The 18,440-nt window shown below is 62.1% G+C and carries 18 protein-coding genes, 1 tRNA gene and 5 pseudogenes; 13 read left to right on the forward strand and 11 right to left on the reverse strand.

Going from position 1 to position 18,440, the window contains the following annotated elements:
- Positions 1-632: 632 nt before the first annotated feature.
- Both P6U23_RS24475 and P6U23_RS24480 read right to left on the reverse strand, forming a co-directional pair.
- Positions 633-1,391, reverse strand: coding sequence for an MFS transporter (locus tag P6U23_RS24475; RefSeq protein ID WP_407175117.1), 759 nt, complete (start codon positions 1,389-1,391; stop codon positions 633-635).
- A 54-nt stretch (positions 1,392-1,445) separates the two neighbouring features.
- Positions 1,446-1,994, reverse strand: coding sequence for a hydantoinase B/oxoprolinase family protein (locus P6U23_RS24480; protein ID WP_407175118.1), 549 nt, complete (start codon positions 1,992-1,994; stop codon positions 1,446-1,448).
- Between P6U23_RS24480 and P6U23_RS24485 the strand changes: the two genes are divergently transcribed.
- A complete protein-coding gene (locus tag P6U23_RS24485) occupies positions 1,933-2,370 on the forward strand; it encodes a hypothetical protein (protein WP_407181780.1) in 438 nt (145 codons plus the stop codon). The genes P6U23_RS24480 and P6U23_RS24485 overlap by 62 nt on opposite strands.
- On the opposite strand, the gene P6U23_RS24490 is transcribed toward P6U23_RS24485, so the two are convergent.
- On the reverse strand, positions 2,327-2,533 hold the full coding sequence (locus P6U23_RS24490; RefSeq protein WP_407175119.1) for a hypothetical protein: 207 nt from the start codon (positions 2,531-2,533) through the stop codon (positions 2,327-2,329). The genes P6U23_RS24485 and P6U23_RS24490 overlap by 44 nt on opposite strands.
- 5 nt (positions 2,534-2,538) lie before the next feature.
- Positions 2,539-2,763 (reverse strand): hypothetical protein, encoded by a 225-nt coding sequence (locus tag P6U23_RS24495; protein ID WP_407175120.1) that lies wholly within the window; start codon positions 2,761-2,763, stop codon positions 2,539-2,541.
- A 231-nt stretch (positions 2,764-2,994) separates the two neighbouring features.
- On the opposite strand from P6U23_RS24495, the gene P6U23_RS24500 reads away from it, so the two are divergent.
- The 7 genes and pseudogenes from P6U23_RS24500 (at position 2,995) to P6U23_RS24530 (ending at position 9,853) form a co-directional block, all read left to right on the forward strand.
- On the forward strand, positions 2,995-3,342 hold the full coding sequence (locus P6U23_RS24500; protein ID WP_407181781.1) for a hypothetical protein: 348 nt from the start codon (positions 2,995-2,997) through the stop codon (positions 3,340-3,342).
- Positions 3,252-3,797 (forward strand): annotated as a pseudogene (locus P6U23_RS24505) (M20/M25/M40 family metallo-hydrolase); the annotation flags it as partial. The gene P6U23_RS24500 and the pseudogene P6U23_RS24505, both read left to right, overlap by 91 nt.
- Positions 3,798-3,818: 21 nt before the next feature.
- Positions 3,819-4,148 (forward strand): M20/M25/M40 family metallo-hydrolase, encoded by a 330-nt coding sequence (locus P6U23_RS24510; RefSeq protein ID WP_407181565.1) that lies wholly within the window; start codon positions 3,819-3,821, stop codon positions 4,146-4,148.
- A 181-nt stretch (positions 4,149-4,329) separates the two neighbouring features.
- Positions 4,330-5,132: pseudogene (gene ligD / locus P6U23_RS24515) on the forward strand (non-homologous end-joining DNA ligase); the annotation flags it as partial.
- A gap of 134 nt (positions 5,133-5,266) precedes the next feature.
- A complete protein-coding gene (locus P6U23_RS24520) occupies positions 5,267-6,943 on the forward strand; it encodes a PHP domain-containing protein (RefSeq protein ID WP_407175121.1) in 1,677 nt (558 codons plus the stop codon).
- Between the two features lie 802 nt (positions 6,944-7,745).
- A complete protein-coding gene (locus tag P6U23_RS24525) occupies positions 7,746-9,197 on the forward strand; it encodes an amidase family protein (RefSeq protein ID WP_407175122.1) in 1,452 nt (483 codons plus the stop codon).
- Between the two features lie 68 nt (positions 9,198-9,265).
- Positions 9,266-9,853, forward strand: a complete 588-nt coding sequence (locus P6U23_RS24530) for a TetR/AcrR family transcriptional regulator (RefSeq protein WP_407175123.1) — start codon at positions 9,266-9,268, stop codon at positions 9,851-9,853.
- Between the two features lie 14 nt (positions 9,854-9,867).
- On the opposite strand, the pseudogene P6U23_RS24535 reads toward P6U23_RS24530, so the two are convergent.
- Both P6U23_RS24535 and P6U23_RS24540 read right to left on the reverse strand, forming a co-directional pair.
- Positions 9,868-10,471, reverse strand: a pseudogene (locus P6U23_RS24535) (cell envelope biogenesis protein TolA).
- 267 nt (positions 10,472-10,738) lie between these two features.
- Positions 10,739-10,990: pseudogene (locus P6U23_RS24540) on the reverse strand (Ku protein); the annotation flags it as partial.
- Between the two features lie 165 nt (positions 10,991-11,155).
- Here P6U23_RS24540 and P6U23_RS24545 point away from each other — a divergent pair.
- The gene (locus P6U23_RS24545) at positions 11,156-12,664 is read left to right on the forward strand and encodes a tyrosine-type recombinase/integrase (protein ID WP_407175124.1); all 1,509 of its coding nucleotides are present in this window, start codon (positions 11,156-11,158) and stop codon (positions 12,662-12,664) included.
- A 26-nt stretch (positions 12,665-12,690) separates the two neighbouring features.
- Here P6U23_RS24545 and P6U23_RS24550 read toward each other — a convergent pair.
- A tRNA-Leu gene (locus P6U23_RS24550) sits at positions 12,691-12,775 on the reverse strand.
- A 118-nt stretch (positions 12,776-12,893) separates the two neighbouring features.
- Positions 12,894-13,136: a FliM/FliN family flagellar motor switch protein gene (locus tag P6U23_RS24555; protein ID WP_024508577.1), complete on the reverse strand. Its 243-nt coding sequence runs from the start codon at positions 13,134-13,136 to the stop codon at positions 12,894-12,896.
- A gap of 66 nt (positions 13,137-13,202) precedes the next feature.
- On the opposite strand from P6U23_RS24555, the gene lipB reads away from it, so the two are divergent.
- Entirely contained in the window at positions 13,203-13,928 is a 726-nt protein-coding gene (lipB, locus tag P6U23_RS24560; protein WP_407175125.1) for a lipoyl(octanoyl) transferase LipB, read from the forward strand.
- Between the two features lie 4 nt (positions 13,929-13,932).
- Here the strand turns inward: lipB and P6U23_RS24565 are convergent, their stop codons facing one another.
- Positions 13,933-14,361, reverse strand: a complete 429-nt coding sequence (locus tag P6U23_RS24565) for a 4-oxalocrotonate tautomerase family protein (protein ID WP_407175126.1) — start codon at positions 14,359-14,361, stop codon at positions 13,933-13,935.
- Positions 14,362-14,472: 111 nt separating this feature from the next.
- Here P6U23_RS24565 and P6U23_RS24570 point away from each other — a divergent pair.
- The 3 genes and pseudogenes from P6U23_RS24570 to P6U23_RS24580 all read left to right on the forward strand — a co-directional run bounded on the left by P6U23_RS24570 (position 14,473) and on the right by P6U23_RS24580 (position 17,184).
- Positions 14,473-15,323 (forward strand): annotated as a pseudogene (locus P6U23_RS24570) (LysR family transcriptional regulator).
- A gap of 25 nt (positions 15,324-15,348) precedes the next feature.
- Positions 15,349-15,573: a hypothetical protein gene (locus P6U23_RS24575; RefSeq protein ID WP_024508573.1), complete on the forward strand. Its 225-nt coding sequence runs from the start codon at positions 15,349-15,351 to the stop codon at positions 15,571-15,573.
- Positions 15,574-15,663: 90 nt separating this feature from the next.
- A complete protein-coding gene (locus tag P6U23_RS24580; RefSeq protein WP_407175127.1) occupies positions 15,664-17,184 on the forward strand; it encodes an ATP-binding protein in 1,521 nt (506 codons plus the stop codon).
- Between the two features lie 5 nt (positions 17,185-17,189).
- On the opposite strand, the gene P6U23_RS24585 is transcribed toward P6U23_RS24580, so the two are convergent.
- Complete coding sequence (locus tag P6U23_RS24585; RefSeq protein WP_024508571.1) at positions 17,190-17,489, reverse strand: acylphosphatase; 300 nt, start codon at positions 17,487-17,489, stop codon at positions 17,190-17,192.
- Positions 17,486-18,352, reverse strand: a complete 867-nt coding sequence (locus P6U23_RS24590) for an oxaloacetate decarboxylase (RefSeq protein WP_407175128.1) — start codon at positions 18,350-18,352, stop codon at positions 17,486-17,488. Before P6U23_RS24590 ends, P6U23_RS24585 begins: the two co-directional genes overlap by 4 nt.
- Positions 18,353-18,440 lie beyond the last annotated feature (88 nt).

Genomic DNA, 18,440 nt, shown 5'->3' on the forward strand with positions numbered 1-18,440 from the left:
TTTCTCAAAAGCTCTCGCGACGGGCATTCAGAAGCAATCCTTCCATAACGCGCCCATTTCGCGATTTGAACCTCCACGACTGACCGGCACAAATTCGCGGCTTGCCTAATAAGAGCACTCGCCTCCCGAACGTCGGCGGCAAACGCCGCAGTACGTATTCGATACTGCACAGCCTCACGCATCCACGGCTGATGACAACAGGAGACGCGAATCACGTAAATATTGCAAGTTTGACGACAGAAAGGAATGGATGCAGTAAGCCGGCGACTGCTGTCGTTGAAGCGCAGCAGCTTGGCTCCCCTCACCGGTCACGGCCAAGCGCCGAGCCGAAAAATGCATTCATCGTCGCGAGGCAGGTCAAACGCTATCGTGGGCAGTCGTAGGTTGGCGTCGAAAATTGTCGTATTCAGCGCTGACGGAGCCCAGTCCGGGTAACTTCCCCGATCGTCAGACCGCACAACCACCCTCAAGCTCGTCCATTTCCGCCCAAACGGGCATTCCCAAGCTAAGCAGTGCCAGCAGATCGGGTATCGACCAGCACCGCGCTCACTTCGACGTCGAACTCCGTAAAGCCCGACTGCATCAACACTCTGGCGGGCGGCGGATTTCCGACGTACTCGGCGTAAATGGCGTCAAATATCGCATGCTTGCCAAGATCCTTTAAGAAAACATCGATTTTGACCGCTGAGGCCGTGCTGTCGCTTCGCGCGTTCTGCCGCGAGATCCTGCGTAACGAGTTCTTTCTCGCGACTATCCAGCCACCGCGCCGCCGCGGGATTATCATCCAGATAGAAAAAGCTCACGATGCCGAGAACGATGGCGGCGACCGCGAACAGCAGGAACAGCCACTGCCAGCCTCGGAGGCCCGCCACGTCATTCAGATGCTGCACAATGAGGCCTGACAGCGGCGCTCCGATGATGGCCGACATCGGCACACCGACAAAGAACAATGCCGTGATCCGGGCGCGATATTGTGCCGAGAACCAAAACGTCAAGTACAGCATCACGCCCGGAAGAAAGCCGGCTTCCGCCGCTCCGAACAGAAGACGAAGAATATAAAGATCGGTCGAGTTCCGGATGAACATCTGCGCGCCGCTGACGAGACCCCACAGAACCATGATCCGAAGCAAAGTCTTGCGTACTCCGATGCGGTCGAGCATCAGGTTGCTTGGGACATCGAACAGACTGTAGATAACGTAAAACAGGCCCGCGGCTAGGCCGTAATGAGCGTCGGTAAGATGGAGGTCGTCGAGGAACTGCAGTTTGGCAAAGCCAATATGGACGCGATCGATATAGCAGATGAAGTAGAGCAGCAGGATAAAGGGGATTATGCGATAGGATATTTTTCGATACGTTGCGGCCTTGATATCGGCGAGACCTTCAGAAACCACGGCAATCCTCCCTTTCTTATTTTATCTCGTTTTTATCTTTATCTGGCTCGACATTTACGGCTTTCCAAAGCCGCCGCCGCCGGGTGTCTCCAGCGTCAAACGCGCGCCCGGCTGAAGCAGTATGATCTCCCGCGGATCGATTGGCGTACCATCGACCAAGACTCGGCCGCAGCTTCCTGCGCTGCCTCCCAACAAGCCGGGCGCTGGCGTTTTCAACCGATCGGCCATGAAGGAGGCGGTCACCGGACTATCCGCAAGAACGACCAACTCGAAGGTTTGCCCGTCGCCGCCGCGGTGATGGCCCCTGCCTCCTGTCTCGCGTCGAAGAGCACGACGGATGACGCGTACGGGCGCCTGCGTCTCCAGCACTTCGATAGGCGTATTGGCGAGGTTACTCGGCAAGCTGAGCGTCGGCAGGCCATCGCTGTTGGCTCCGCCGCCCTGCCCTCCGTTCAGGAAGAACCTTGAGGTGAAGCGATCATCTTGGTGAACGCCCGACAGATGAATGCACCACAGCGGAGAACCGGATGCAGCCCGTACCTTGTTCGGCAATATCGGAGCGAGCGCTCCCATGATGGCGGGCGGGATGAGCTGTCCCGTCATTGCACGCGCGCTGACGGCTGCCGGAAATTTAGGATTCAGGATCGAGCCGAGCTCGAACGATGAATTGGATCGAGCAACTGAGCGACGTAGTGAGCGCGACTACGCGGTATGGCCGGGATCGACATCCCTCGGGGTCTTCTTACGCGATTGTGGCGTCATCCTCGCAGGAGATGGCTTACCAAGCACACCGCGTGGTCCCAACTGTTCACGCTGGACGTCTTCTTCTGAAAAGTCCGGCTCTCTTCCATTGGGTTCTTTTGACATGTCGTTGTTCCAAAGGGATCAAGATGACAACCACTGCTCGTTCACACCTTTCCTGCCAAGTGGCAACGTTAATCGCCGCTCGAACGCCGATCTGGAATCGAAGAACGAGTAACTTCCCAACCGTCCAAGAGATAGCCGTCCCAAGCGATCACACCCTCGCCAGGCTCAGCGGCGAACTCGCGGTAATGAGGTGCCCACTCCGGCTTCCAGTTCAAGAACTGGTCGTTCAATCCATCATGCACGCGACATGGTTTGTCCGGATCAAATTCGCTCATAGGATTCATTTGTCGTCGTCCAGCTTCGGAGGTTCGTCATAGCCCTGACGGCTGCTGTAGAACAGTAAGGCCATCAAGCCGATTCCAATGATCAATGAGAAAGCGACGCCAGCCACCAAGGCGATCCAACCCGCAAGCGGCATATCGCCGAGCCCGGAATAGGCGAAGAGCAGACTGCCCGCGAGGAGCAGAAGAAGCGCAGTCCCAAAGAGGATACTTCCAATCCGCATGGCAGACCTCTGCTCACCAATCGCAATTGGATGTGGAGGTTCCTAGCGCTCAATGTCGTAAAGCGATAGAGCAGACTGCGGGGCACCTAAGGGCGGGTAACGAATTTTCCGACGACGCGATCTGCCGAGCAGGAGCTTGTGTCGCGGGCACAGTTCGACGGTGTTTCCCGGAGCCGGTTTTGCGATGCGGGAAAGATTACATCGCTAATCCACGGAGCCGCAGAAAACAATTTGGTGGTGTTCAATGGTGGCGCAGGAGAAAAGATGCAATCGCCCACGGTCGAACTTGCCCGGAAGCTCGTTCAGTTGCCCTCGTTGAATCCGCCCGGACAGGAGAAGGATTGCATCGCCCTTCTCGCGCATATGCTGACGGACGCTGAACTCGACGTCCGCACCTACGAATTCGCTGCGGGGCGTCCTTCCCTCGTCGCACGTGCCGTGGGGTCGGAAAACGCGAAACCCTTGGCATTCACCGTCATGTCGACGTTGTGCCGCTCGGAGAGAAGCCGTGGACGGTCGAGCCATTCGCTGGTGAGATTCGCGACGGTAAGCTGTTCGGTCGCGGCGCGAGCGATATGAAGTCCGGGGTGGCTGCCTTCGTCACTGCCACGCTGGCGCATGTGCGGAGCAATACTCCGCTCAAGCGCGGCGTCACGCTTGTCATCACCGCGGGGGAAGAGACGGGATGTGAGGGCGCCTTCCATCTCGCCAACCAGGGCGCGCTGGGGCCTGCAGATCTCCTGATTGTTGCTGAACCAAGCTCCAACCTGCCGATCATCGCGCACAAGGGCTCAGTGCGGCTGCGCATCTCCGCGAAGGGAAAGACCGCCCAGTCATCAATGCCGGAGTTGGGCGATAACGCGATCTACAAGATCACCAAGTGGATCCGGCTCATCGAGACTCTCAAATTCCCGATCCAAAACCACCCTTTGCTCGGTAGCACGACATCCTCGGTGACCACCGTATAAGGTGGACAGAACATCAACTCCGTTCCGGATTCAGCAGGGTTCACCGTCGACTTCCGTACCGTTCCCGCTCACGACCACAGCCGCCTCGTGGCCGATGTTCAGAAGATATGCGGCGATGAAGCGGCGATCGAAGTCGTCACCGACTTCCGGGGCTTCGCGACGGACCCAGACGATCCGAATATCGACCCGCTGGTGGACATCCTCGCGGCGCGGCTGGGAAGGCGGCCGCAAGCGACCGGTGCTCCGTATTTTACGGACGCTTCCGCATTGGTGCCCGGCTTCGACAACGTTGCGACCGTCGTCATCGGACCCGGCGAGGCCGCCCAGTGCCATCAGACCGACGAATTTTGCTACGTCCAGAATATCGATGACGCGTTCGACATCTATAGCTCGCTCATCCAACGGATGTGCAAATAACTCGGCGGCGCCTATCCCGGCGCCACTGGGCTCGTGACGGGACCGCCACGCCTGGCGTCAACCGGAACATCACACATCCTTCGGGCGTTCCTCTCTTTGAGGACGGTCGACATGTGAAGCACGGGCCGTTGATGGATCAGGTATGAGCCGAACGTCGACCCTGCCGAAGCGCCTGCAGCCGATGCTCGCGACACTGACGGACGCGCCCTTCGATGATCCCGGTTGGGTCTTCGAAGACAAGTACGACGGCTTCCGCATGATCGCCGAAATCGAGCACGGCAAAGTCACGCTCTACAGCCGCAACGGCAAGATCATCAGCCACAGCTACATCGAGGTCGCCAAGGCACTCGAAGGCGTCAAGAGCGACGGCGTCATTGACGGCGAACTCGTCGCAATGGGAAAGGATGGCGTCTCGCGTTTTCAACTGCTCCAGAACGCGCTGCGACACGAGGCAAAGCTTCTGTACTGCGTTTTCGACCTGATGTTCGAGAACGGAGTGGACCTGCGAAAGCAATCTCTCCTCGAGCGCAAAAAACGGCTTAAAACCATCTTGCCGCGCCAGAAGCTGATCGCGTTCAGTCACCACCGTAATGCAAATGGCACGAAGTTCTTCGCGGAGGCCGAGCAGAAGGGACTGGAAGGGATCATGGCGAAGCGCGCAGACAGCGCGTACACCTCCGGCGGCCGGACGGCCGATTGGCTTAAGATCAAGACGGCGAAGCGACAGGAAGTCGTGATCGCCGGCTTCACAGCGCCCCGACGCACTAGGCCGTTCTTCGGCGCCCTCGTTCTCGCGGTAAGAGAGAACGATGCCTGGAGTTACATCGGCCATGTAGGGACCGGCTTCAGCCACAAGACGCTGAAGGAGCTGCACGGCAAGCTCGTGAAGCTGAAAGCCTCAAAACGCCTTTCCCTGCCAAGGTCAAGGACGAGAGCGTGACCACCTGGGTCAAGCCGTCGCTGGTAGCCGAGGTGAAGTTCGCGGAGTGGACGAGCAAAGGCGAAATGCGTCAGCCCGTCTACCTCGGACTCAGAGCCGACAAGCAAGCGAATGACGTCGTACGCGAACGAGAGCGGCCTCGAAACAGCGCCCGGCGTTCAAAATAGAAGGGAGGACCATGCCCAAGGCCGACGCGAGAACGGTGGCGAAGCTTCTCCGGGAGTACGCGCAGCGCACGGCCTTGCGCGGGGGCAATCCCTACCGGGCGAAAGCCTATTCGCGCGCGGCGGACAGCCTGGCCGCTCTCGCTGAGCCGCTGGACAAGCTCATCATGGACGAGCGGCTCACGGAGATTCCGGGCGTCGGCGAAGCGATCGCCGACATCATCACGAAGCTCTACCAAACCGGCACCCACCCGAGCCTGGAACAATTACGCAAGGAAATCCCGGCGGGCGTGCTCGAACTCTTGGATGTTCCCGGGCTGCGGCCGGAAAAGGTTTTACCTCTCTACAAAGATTTGGGCATCACTTCACTGGCCGAACTCGAAGCGGCTGCGAAGGAAGACCGCATCAAGACAAGCAAGGGTCTGGGCGGCGCACTCCAGACGAAGATCCTGCAGAATGTGGCGATCGCGAAGAGCGGAGAAGGAAGCCTCCATCTGCACCGGGCCGCTGCCCTCCTCGATCACGCGAAGGACTCGCTGCGAACCGCCAGGCCAGAGCTCAAGCACCTGACCGTCGCCGGCGACTTCCGCCGTGGGTGCGAGTTGGTGCGAGACCTGGCGATCGTGGCGGAAAAACCCGTATCCGATGATCCCGACATCAATTCCGGCGGCCTTCAGCTCCACCTCGCCGATCGCAAGCACTTCGGAGCCGCCCTCCTATTCGCGACCGGCTCTGCCGCCCATCTCGAAGGGCTGCGCGAGCTCGCGGAAAGAAAAGGCATGACTCTCGAACCGGACGGACTCCACAAGGGCGGGAGCGTAATCGCCGCCAAGGAGGAGGATATCTACCGTGCGCTCGGCCTGCCTTTCATCGTACCGGAGTTGCGCGAGGGCCGCGGCGAGATCGAACGGGCGCTCAAGGGCAAGCTGCCGAAGCTCGTCAGGGATGATGACCTTCGCGGAATCCTGCATTGCCACACGGATGCGTCGGACGGGACGGAAACGCTGGAGACGATGGCCAAGGCCACGCGCGACCGAGGCTTCGACTATTTTGGGGTGGCCGACCATTCAAAGTCGGCGCACTACGCCGGAGGGCTCTCCGTGGAGCAGATTGAGCAGCAGCACCGCGAAGCCGACCGTCTCAACAAGAGGTTCGGAAGGGACTTTCGGATCCTGAAGGGTATCGAGTCCGACATCCTGGCGGACGGATCGCTGGACTATCCGGGCGATATGCTGGCCCCTTTCGACTTCGTGGTCGCCAGCATCCATGGCCGCTTCAAGATGGACAGAAAGACCCAGACCGACCGGCTGTTGCGGGCGATCGCCAATCCGTTCACCACGATCATCGGTCACATGACCGGCCGCCAGCTTCAGCGCCGCCCGGGATACGAAATCGACATCGAGAAGGTGCTTCGCGCCTGTGCGAAGCACGACGTCGTGGTCGAGATCAATGCGCATCCATGGCGGCTTGATCTGGACTGGCGCTGGCACCAGGCAGCGCTCGATTGCGGATGCATGATGAGCATCAATCCGGATGCGCACTCGATCCGAGAATTGGATCACATGCACTGGGGTGTCGAGATGGCCCGGAAGGGCGGCGTACCGCCTGATCGCGTGCTGAATGCGAGGTCGCTTCAGGAAATCACGCGATACTTCCGGCAAAAGCGGCGCTCTCAATCAAAAGCGACCTAACGGATTTCATCAGGATGGACGTACTCCGAGGCAGCGTGGTGGCAGTCGCCTGCGACTCCGGGCATCATTTCAGCAAGCCACGCCGCGGATTGGTGCAACTCGTCCCAGGTCACGGCCTGGAGGGCGATGCACATGGGAGACCGTACGTCCGACACCGTTACCTCGCTCGCCGCAACCCTCGCGCTCCAAACCTCCGCCAAGTCCATCTGATACCTGTTGAGTTGTTTGACGAGTTTGCAAGCTTCGGCCGCCAGATCTCGCCCGGGGATTTAGGCGAGAACATCACGACCAGCGGGCTCCAACTGGAGCGGTTGCCGCTCGGGACCTCCTGCGGCTAGGTTCACATGCCACCGTCGAATTGACGGGTCTGCGAACACCGTGCGTTCTCCTCAATCATTTCCAAACGGTCTGAAGAACCGGCTGCTCAACGGAAACGAGAGGCCGCCCTACAAATGCGGCGTCATGGGAATGGTGCGCGCAGGAGGTCCGTTACGCGCCAGCGACAAAATCTGCGTGTTCCTGCCGGACGGTGATCAGGTGCCGCTGCCTCCTCTGTAACGAAGGCGCCCTGCCGCCTCCCCCGCACGCGCAGTGCGCCTTTCAGCTGTTCTCTTCCTTTTCCACATCGAGCTTTTCTCGCCCGCGAGCAGGTATTGCCGGCGCCTCACGATCATGTGTCCGGCCAAATCCGGGTTGTCCTATTGAATTACGATTGTAATTTAATATTACGGTCGTAATGACATCTACTCGCCCTCTCGACGCGGCCACGAGATGCCGCCTTTCAGCTCTTTGCGAGGACCTCATGGACGACACGACCGCCACTCCGAGCCGCCCCGTATCCCGGGAAACGGACGACCTCGCATTCCTTGGGCTCGCAGCCGCTGCAGCCGCGATCCGCAAGGGCGACGTCACCTCCGAGAACTACGCTACTGCGCTTTTGCGGCGCGCCCGAGCCCTTGCCGATTTGCATGCCTTCATCACCATCGACGAGGCCTCCGTGCTCGCGGCCGCGAGGGAAGCAGATAAAGCGCGTGCAGCCGGCTCAGCGGCCGCGCTCCTGGGCGTGCCGCTGGGGGTAAAGGACAGCTATCTGACGAAAGGGCTGCCAACGAGCCTGGGCCTCGAAGAGCTTGCCCACTTTGTGCCGCATGAAGACGCAGACGCTGTTCGCGCCATCAAGGATGCGGGCGCTCTGGTCTTCGGCAAGAACAACCTCGTGGAGATGTCCTACGGCTTGACCGGTCACAACGCGCGGTATGGCCAGGTGAAGAACCCGCACGCCCGCGATCGCATGTCGGGCGGCTCGTCGAGCGGCTCCGCCGCATCCGTCGCTGCCAACATCGTACCGGCGTCTCTAGGGGGCGATACCGTCGGATCGATCCGGGTGCCCGCGTCGCTTTGTGGCGTGGTGGGGTTCAAGCCAACGACCGGGCGATGGCCGCGTAATGGGGTCGCGCCGATCTCGCATACCCTCGACACCACAGGCTTGTTCGCGCGCAACGTTGAGGATTGCGCTCTGGTGGATCAGGTCGTGATTGGTGAACAGGCCGCGGAGCTCCCAGACGGCGGCTACGGCCTGAAGGGAGTCCGGCTGGCCTTTGCGCCGCGGCAGTTCCTGCATCTGGTAGACTCGGAAGTCGAGGCCCGCTTCCGCGAGGTGATTCGGCGGTTGCAGGACGCCGGCGCGGAGGTCCTTGAGGTAAATCTTGGCGACGATTTCAATGCCCTTATCCAAACTGCGACATGGGGCATCTTTGCTCATGAGACAATGGGTGCAATTTCGGAATTCCTTCGTCGCCATGAGATTCCGACCACGTTCGAGGCCATTTACGAGGGTCTTAAACCCCAGCTTCGCCAGGCGTGGGGGCATATCGTATTGCCGGGCGGCGCAGGCGCTATATCGGCAGAGGCCTATCAGACGGCGCTCAACGTGAGCCGCCCGGAAATCAAGCGCCGCCTCAACGAGGCGTTCCTCACGGAAGGCGCGCAAGCCATTCTACAGCCAACGACGCCGTGCACGGCGCCTTTCATCGAGGAACAGGCAACCGTCCATATTGCCGGGCAGGAAGTCAGCTACCTTGCTTTGGCGAACCACACCGTGTCGGCGAGCAGCGTGGGGCTGCCGGGTATCAGCCTTCCTGTTGGCTTGTCTCGCGCAGGGCTGCCGATCGGCCTTGAGCTGGATGGCCCCTTAGGGAGCGACCGAGCGCTTTTGGATTTGGCGCGCCGTCTCGAAGGCGTTTTGAGCGCCTAGCCGCTTCGGTAGCTCAATATTCCTCGATGCAGCTGTAAGCGCGACAGGCGAGAAAACGGGAAGCAACGATGCGTTTCGAGAAAGGTCACAAAGCGGCCACGCGACGGCACATCGTCGATGTAGCATCGAAGTGCATCCGTCGAAATGGCGTCTCTGCCGCCGGGATCGGCGGCATCATGGCCGAATCCGGTCTGACAAAAGGAGCATTCTCTCCCCACTTCGAGTCCAAGGAAGCCCTCGTTCGCGAGGCGCTCGCGAGCGCGCTCGCCGTGCAGCAAGGTCGACTCGATGAAAATCAGCGGAAGGGTGTGGACCTCGATGGCGTGATCCGAAGCTACCTCAACCGCGCCCACCTCAAAGATCCGGCAGAGGGGTGCCCCTCGGCAGCGTTGCTTCCGGAAATCGGCCGACAACCCGTACCTACCCGGCAGGCCTATCAGGAGGGAGTGCGTAGCTATGTTTCGGCCTTGGCCGGGCTGCTTCCGGGCACCGACTCCGCAACGAACCATCGCCGCGCGACGGCAATCTTCGGCCTCATGGTCGGAACCCTGCAACTCGCGCGGGCCGTGCCCGATGCTACCCATGCCGAGCAGATCCTGGAAGGCGGCATCGAGGCTGCGCTCCACCTGGCGCGAACTCCGAGTCCCGATGGTTGAGGCGGTCTTGCCACCTACTCCCGCGCACGACGGAGCGCACCCTGGAGCCGCTCCCTCTCCTTTTCCCACCGGTCGTCCTCGGCGCGCGAGCGCTTCTCCAGAGCCTCGACCTCCGCCTGAATGGCCGCAGCCCTCTTCGCATGCTCGCGCTGGGCCTTGTCCAGCGCGGCCTGCGCCGTTGCCGTCGCCTTCTCGCGCCGTTCGCGATCCCGTTCCCGGGCGGCCTCCTCGCGCCGGCGCTCGGCGTCACGGCGTTTTTGCTCCTTCTCGAACTCGGCGGCGGCCTTGCGGGCATCCCGTTCGCTGATCTTGGGAGCGGCTCGCTTGCTCGGCTTCTCGCGGCGTCTTTCCCGCCGATCCTCCGATCCCAGGTCGGACGGGAGATTGGAGTGTTCCGCGAAGCGCCCGTTCGATCCTGCCGGCCGCTTCAGCACCACGCCCGGTTTCGACATCGTCGCTGCGACCACGTCCGGACCGTCCGTCTCCTTAGCGACGCCTTGGTGGAAAAAGATTGCTGCCCGCGCCCCAGGCCTCCAGCGCTGCCTTCATCGAGGGCGCCGCGATCGCAAGATCGTAAAAGCCGAGCGAGGTCTGGAATGTCTTGAGCTTCCTGGCCATGAATCGTGCTGGCTCTCGGGTCTCCTAGCGCCGACGCGCAACCCAGATACCAAGTAGAAACGCGACGAAGAGCGACTGCAAGGGAGCCTTCACAGTCACCTTGCGCAGCCGCTCGGCCCAGCGGACCGCGGTATCCTGCGAAGGCGACTGGAGCCATGGCCGGCGCGGTTGAACGAGTGCTCGTTACCGCCCTGCTCGTTCGTGAGCCCGGAGGCCTCGGTCACTGCCGAGGCCTCTTTCATATCCATACGGCTCTCCTCCTCGGGCTCAGGCAGACTTCCGATGCTGCCTAGCGGCGGGCTTCTTCGTCGCCGTCTCCTTTGCCTGCTTCTTGCCAGCGATCGACATCAGCATCTCCTTCTGACCAGCAGCCGCGGTGCGTTGCTTCTTGGCCGGCTTCTTCGAAGCCGAGGTCTCGGCCGCGGCGCCGCCGACGCTCCGGGGCAGCGCCTCCATCAGGTCGACGACGTTTTCGCCCCGCGGCCGCTCCTTCGGCGTGATCGGCTTGCCTTGACGGCGGGCCCAACGCCGCTGACGCCCGCGAACGATCTCGACCAGGCATGGACGCCATCAGAGGCGTTGCAGCGTTTTCTGAAACGCACCGAAAGCGGTGAAACGTACTTTAGGAAATTGATGCGGAGTCACCGCATCGCTAGACTCCAAGCATTGGCGTGCGGAGAACGCATGCTTGAGCCAGAAAAACGCGATCCCCGCGCGCCCGGGGATCGGCGGATGTATTTGTACTTCAACTATTCCGAGTCCGGCTCGCTGCGCTGGTATGTGAAAGTTAGTCGCAAAGGCCGCAGGATCGGGATCAGTGAGGAGTATGGCACGCCAGCGTTCGACGCCGCTTATGAAGCAGGCGTCGCAGCGTTGGGAGGGGTCACCCGTATGCGTCGCGTCAAGACCACGCTCAGACCGGACCAACCGGAGCGACGTTATCTCTATGTTGATGTGAGTCAGCGCGGCCAACTGCGCTACTATGTGCAATTGCGCAACAAGCTGCCGAAGATCCGGATTAAGCCTGAGTTCGGCACGACCGACTTCGAGACCGAGGTCGATGCTGCGATCGCCGCCCAGATCGCCGTCTGTGGCAATGAAGGCGACTACATCAACGCGCAGAAGCTGCGGAACGAGAAGCGCCTTGCTCTGCCGACCACGCAGGCCAAACTCGGCACGCTGCGCTGGTACTGGAACGGCTACCAGCAGAGTGATCATTGGCTTGGTGATCTCAGTGTCGGCCACGAAGGCCTGGCCGAGTCGACTCGGCTCCAGCGTACCGGGCTGATCGAGAGCTTGTTGCCCGAGAATGGGGAGAAGCCGTTCGCTGTACTGACACGCAAGGCCATCAAGGCGGAAATGAAGGCACGCACGCCCTCCCAGGCCGGCAACCTGCTGTCGGCCCTGCGTGGGATGATCCGCTGGATGATTGACGAGGGCCACCTCGATGAAGACGATAATCCAACGATCGGCCTGCGGTCGGGCAAAGCGAAGGCGTCACGCGAGAGCGGTGGGTTCGTGCCATGGACCGAGGAAGATATGGCAATGTACCGAGCGAAGTGGCCGCTTGGCACCGAGCCACGACTGATGTTCGACATCCTTCACTACACCTTCCTGCGGCTTGGCGATGCTCACCGTTTCGGCCCGCCGCACTTGCGGCAGATCGTGCGCAAGATGGCGGTGCAGATTGCCACCGAGAAAAGCCGGGGCAACACGACCGTCACTGTGCCTGTGCACCCCGAATTTGCGGAAAGCTTGTGGGCGGGTCGGGCTGCCGGGATCATCGGCTCCGAAGTATTCACCGGCAAGATTGTGCGCGGCCGCGTTCTGCCAATGAAGAAGAAGACATGGGCGGCCAAGTTCAAGAAATACGCGGTCCTGGCCGGCGTCAACGAGCCCAAGAAGAGCTGCCATGGGGTGCGTAAGGCCCGTGCGGAGGTCGCCGCTTATGCGGACTGCACGGAGAGCCAGATGATGGCGATGTTCGGTTGGACGGACCCGAAAATGCCCGCGCATTACATCGCGCAAGCGAACCGGGAAAAACTCGGCATGAGTGGTATGGAGAAGGTCGTGGCGTTCGATGAGAGCCAGTCACTCGACGACTTTTTGCAGCTGCCGGAGACGAACAGCACGCGAACGCCGGCCGGGAACGGACTGGTAACATTCCCGGGTAACATCAGGAAAAAAGCGTAGGGATTTCAAGGCCAAACGTGGGTTTATGGTGCGCTCGGAGGGACTCGAACCCCCACGATGTTACTCACTGCCACCTCAAGGCAGCGCGTCTACCAGTTCCGCCACGAGCGCGCTTGGGAAGTGCCGGCGAAGGCGCCGGATCAACGGCGCCGATGTAACAAATCGACCCCGGGGGGACAAGGCCTGACGGGCGTCCAAACCCAAGGTTTTGCGATAGTTTTGTGGGATCTTACCGGGTCCCTGGGGATTTCGGCAGCATCTGCTTGACCTCGACCGCAATGCGGTTGCGGTCGACCAGCACGACCCCGCTGGCAACGGGCAGATTATTGGCGAGCACCTTGACCTCGTCCGCCTCGGTGGCGTCCAGTTCGATGATGGCGCCGCGCGACAGCCGGAGGACTTGATGGATGGGCATGGTCGAAGTCCCCAGGACGACCATGAGATCGACGGTGACTTTATCGAGAGTTGACACTTTTGAACCGCCGAAACCGGGACTAGATGGCTACCTGGAAAGACATCACCACGTTATGGTTAGCCAATGGTTAATGGCCGCGAAAACCTCGATTTGACGCCCTTTGCGGGGCCGGCCGGCAATGCGGTGGAATGGCGGATTTCGGATTCGCTGGTCCCCTACCCGGACGCGGTCGCAGCTATGGAGGCGCGCGCGGCAGCTATCGCGGCCCAAGAGGCGCCCGAACTGGTGTGGCTCTTGGAGCACCCCCCGCTCTACACGTCCGGCACCTCCGGCAGGTCCGGCGACCTCCTGGAGGCCCGCTTTCCCCTGTTTGCGACCGGGCGCGGCGGCCAGGTGACCTATCACGGTCCGGGCCAGCGGGTCGCCTATGTCATGCTGGACCTGAAGCGGCGGCGGCCGGACGTGCGCGCCTATGTCGCCAGTCTGGAGGAATGGATCATCCGCACTCTTGCGGCCTTCAACGTCCGCGGCGAGCGGCGCGAGGACCGCGTCGGCGTCTGGGTGAAGCGGCCGGACAAGGGCCCCTCCTTCGAGGACAAGATCGCCGCCATCGGCGTGCGGCTCAAGCGCTGGGTCTCCTTCCACGGGGTCGCCCTCAACGTCGAGCCGGAGCTCTCGCATTTCTCCGCCATTGTGCCCTGTGGTGTCGTCGACCCGCGCTATGGCGTCACCTCGCTGGTCGATCTCGGTCATCTCGTGACCATGGCAGATGTGGACATCGCGCTGCGGCAGGCCTTTGAGGAGATTTTCGGCGCCACAAAGGCCCGCTTGCCGGAGGCAACGGCTTGAAAGCTCAAGCCGCCGCCTTGTCCGGCGCCACCTCGAGCTTGCGCGCGATATAGCGCCGCTCCTGGCTCAGGCCGCCAAAGCCATAGGCGTCCGCCTTCACCTCATCTACGTGAGCATAGCTCTCGTGGTGCAGTGGCCCGAGCAACTCGCCCATGCGCTGATGGATCGCGGCGAGATAGGCCGCCTTCTCATCCTTGGTGTTGGTGCCATCGACGACATGCACGTCGAGCCAGTAGCTCGCGAGCTTCGCTTCCGCCAGCGACTTGCCGCCGGCGAACCAATCCGCGGCATCGACCGCCTTGACGATGACGGCAGTCACCTTGGGATCCTTGCGCAGGATCTTTGCAGTGAGCTCGTTCACCGCGGACGCGATCTCGGCCTTCAGTCGCGGCCGCTCACGAGCGGTCGAATAGGTGACGGTGATCAGAGGCATGATCGTTCTCCTTTATCTTTCGCGCGAGGCTTTCGCCTCGCCGGGAAAAATAGACCCGCATCCGTCATTTTGGTATGTTATCTCGATTGATAACAATGATAACCATTCATAATGACAGGCATCCTCGACATCGCGACCGTCCAGGCCTTCCTGCTGGTTGCGGAATTGCAGAGCTTTACCCGCGCGGCCGAAGTGCTCGGCACGACGCAGGCCGCAGTCAGCCTGAAGCTGCAACGGCTCGAGGCGACGCTGGGCAAGCGGCTGGTCGACCGCGCGCAGTGCGCTTGACCGCGGATGGGAGGACCTTTGTTGCGCATGCCCGCGCCCTGATGGACGCGCACGATCGCGCCCTCTCCGCACCTGCCGTGCCGACGCAACAATTGACGCTTGGCATCAGCGATCATGCCGCCGGCGGCGAGCTCGTGCCGCTGCTCGAGCGGCTGCATGCGGTGTCCTCGCGGCTCGTGCTGTCGGTGACGATCGGCTTCTCCCGCGAACTGCTCGACGCCTACGATCGTGGCGAGCTCGATGCGGTGGTCGTGCGGCAGGAGGGCAGCCGGCGCGGCGGTGAGAAATTGGCGGAAGATGAGTTCGGCTGGTTCGCCTCGCCCCGTTTCGCCTGGCGCGGCGGCGAGCCGTTGCGGCTGGCCGTGCTGGCGCCACCCTGCGGCGTGCGCGCAACCGCGTTCCGCGCACTGGAGAAGGCGGGCACCGCCTGGAAAGAAGCGTTTGTCGGCGGCGGCGTGGCGGCCGTGGTCGCGGCGGCGCTGGCCGGATTGGCGGTGGCGCCGCTCGCGCGGCGCATCGCGCCGGCTGGCTTACGCGATATCGGCCCCGCGCACGGCCTGCCGCGGCTTGGCAGATCGAAGGTAATGTTGCACTCCAAGGTGAGCGAGCCTACCAAGCTTGCTGCGTTGCGAACGCTGGCGGCCACCTTCCGCAGCGTCGCCAAATCCGCCTAGCCAGAGGCAAAACGAACGAAATGCAATGGATGCGCTGACCCTGTTCGGCCTGTTCGCCGTCACCCTGATGCTCGTGTGCTACGCGCTCGAAGCGCGCAGCGTGTGGTATATACTTGCCTTTGCCGGCGCCTGCGCGCTCGGCTCCGCCTATGGCTTCCTGCAGGGCGCTTGGCCCTTCGGCTTGGTGGAGGCCGTCTGGGCCGTGGTTGCCTTCCGCCGCTGGCTTCAGGTTCGTGCGCTGGCTGGCTGAGTGGACGGTGACCCGAATTCAGGGGAAAAGGGCCATGCTGCGGAACAAAGTTCGGGCGCATGCGTTTGCCCGCGTCAAGGCGGGGTCCTGATGGTTCAAAAGGTCAAGCAACAGAGGGACTTGTTCGAGAGCGAACGCAGTTTCCGTCTTCTCGTCGAGGGCGTTGCCGATTACGCACTCTATATGCTCGATCCGAACGGGATCATTACCAGTTGGAATATTGGCGGCCAGCGCATCAAGGGCTATTTCCCCGAAGAGATCGTCGGCCAGCATTTCTCCCGCTTCTACACTGAGACCGACCGCGCCAACGGCAAGCCCGCGCGGGCGCTTCGCATCGCGCGTGAGCAGGGCCGCTACGAGGACGAAGGCTGGCGCGTCCGCAAGGACGGCACCTTTTTTTGGGCGAGCGTGGTCATCGATCCGATCTACGAGGATGGCGAGCTTATCGGCTACGCCAAGATCACCCGCGACGTCACCGAGCGGCGCGAAGCCCAGCTCAAGCTCGAGCAGATGCAGAAGCAGCTTGCCGAGTCGCAGAAGCTCGATGCGCTGGGGCAGCTCACCGGAGGCGTCGCGCACGACTTCAACAATCTCCTGATGATCATCAGCGGCAGCTTGCATGCGCTCAAACGTGGCGCCAGCAACGATCCCAAAATGCAGCGCGCCGTCGCTGCGATCGAGAGCGCGACCAAGCGCGGCGCGGCGTTGACCGGTCAGCTACTAACCTTCGCCCGCCGCCAGAGCGTCAACCCCGAACCTGTCAATCTGGCCGAAAGGATCGAGGCCGTTCGCGAGGTGCTGGACACCGGCGTCGGCAGCGCCGTGCGCCTCGTCTTCGACATGACGCCGGATATCTGGCCGGTGACGGTTGACATCGCCGAGTTCGAGACCGCGCTGGTCAACCTCGTGATCAATGCGCGCGACGCCATGCCCGTGGGCGGCACGATCACGATCTTTGCGCACAACGAGACGATCAACGAAGGGCCGAATGTGGGTGACTTCGTCGCGGTCGGCGTCGAAGACACGGGCCAGGGCATCGCGCCCGATATTCTCGGCAAGATCTTCGATCCCTTCTTCACGACCAAGCCCGTCGGCAAGGGAACGGGGCTGGGTCTGTCGCAGGTCCATGGCTTCGCGCATCAGGCTGGCGGCACTGTCAGGGTGGAAAGCGAGCTCGGCAAGGGCACCAAGCTGAGCATCCTGTTGCCGCGGCAGCATGTGGAGCACGGACCGGACCAGGGCGAAGCCATCGAGCTCGGCGGATGCGGTACCGTGCTTCTGGTGGAAGACAATCCGGATGTCGCTTCCGTGAGCCGCCATTTGCTGGAGCAACTCGGCTACAGGGTTCTTCGGGTGGCGGACGCCGATGCCGCGCTGCGCGAGATCGAGCGCGAGGACATTGATCTCGTGTTTTCCGATATCGTCATGCCCGGCAAGCTCGATGGCCTTGGGCTTGCGCGCCGCCTGAGGGAGAATCGTCCCGACCTGCCGGTCCTGCTGGCCACCGGCTATAGCGAGGCGGCGGCCGACGTCCGCGGCGATTTTCCGATCCTGCGCAAGCCCTATGAAATCCACCAACTCAGCCGCGCGATCGCCGGCCTGCGGCGCTAGATTAATCAAACGGTCGGAAGCACCGAGAAGCTCTCGCCCGGCCGGCGCAGATTGAGCTGGTGGGGCTCGGCAGGCTCGTTGAGCACGGCGCTGACGTAGGCCGAGGGTGGCCCCTGCTGGCACAACCTCACCAACTCGGCGACCGTAGGCGCGGCGCCTGCGAACAGCGCCTCCACGCTGCCATCGCGGCGATTGCGTACCCAGCCCTCGAGCCCGGCGGCCTGCGCCTGGTACTCGACCCAGGCGCGGTAGCCGACGCCCTGAACCCTGCCCTGAATCCGCACCAAGAGGATCGCGTGGGTCATCGCCTGGGCCCGAGAAAATCCGCGGCCCGCGCTTTCGTCGCCGCATCGCGCGTGACTTGGTTGGTGAGATCCGAAGAAGCAAGACCCTTTAGCTGCTTTGGCGGGGTTCCTTCACGCAGCGCCTTGAGCGTCTCGAAGACGGCCTGCGTTGCGGCAGCAATGGGCGCGTGGCCCTGCAGCGCGATCCGCACGCGCAGCGAGGCCAGGTAACCGAGATCGTTGATGTCGTCCGGCACCCCGCCAAGCACGATCGGGAGCTGCGTTGCGGCGGAGAGCGCTTCGAGCTCCGCAGCGCGCTTGATGCCGGTGAAAAACAGCGCATCGACACCGGCCGCCTCATAGGCTTTCGCGCGTGCGATCGCATCCTCAAGCGAGGTGATCGCTGCGGCACCCGTGCGGCCGATGATGACGATCGAGGGATCGCCGCGGCCGTCGAGCGCGGCCTTCATCTTGCCTACGCCCTCTTCCAGTGAAATCAGCCGCGTCTTCGCGTCGCCGAACGGCTGCGGCAGCAGCGTGTCCTCGATGGTGAGGCCACCCGCACCGGCCGCCTCCAATTCCTGCACGGTACGGCGGACATTGAGCGCATTGCCGTAGCCGTGGTCGGCATCGACCAGGACCGGCAACTGAGCTGCACGCGACATCCGCCGCATCTGTTCGGCAAGCTCGGTCAGCGTGATCAGTGCGATGTCGGGGTCGCCGAGCACCGCGAGCGAGGCAACCGAGCCGCCAAACATGCCGACCTCGAATCCGAGATCCTCCGCAATGCGGATCGAGATCGCGTCATAGACCGAGCCCGGACGGATGCAGGATGATCCCGCAAGCACCGACCGCAATTTCTCTCTGCGCTGACGAAAGGTCATGAAGATCTCTTCCAAACGTGACGTTTCGAGGACCGTCATTGCGATGAGCGAAGCGACGAGGCAATCCAGAGTCTCACGTGCGGCCTTG

The sequence above is a fragment of the Bradyrhizobium sp. STM 3562 genome (assembly GCF_045571435.1).
Lineage (GTDB): Bacteria > Pseudomonadota > Alphaproteobacteria > Rhizobiales > Xanthobacteraceae > Bradyrhizobium.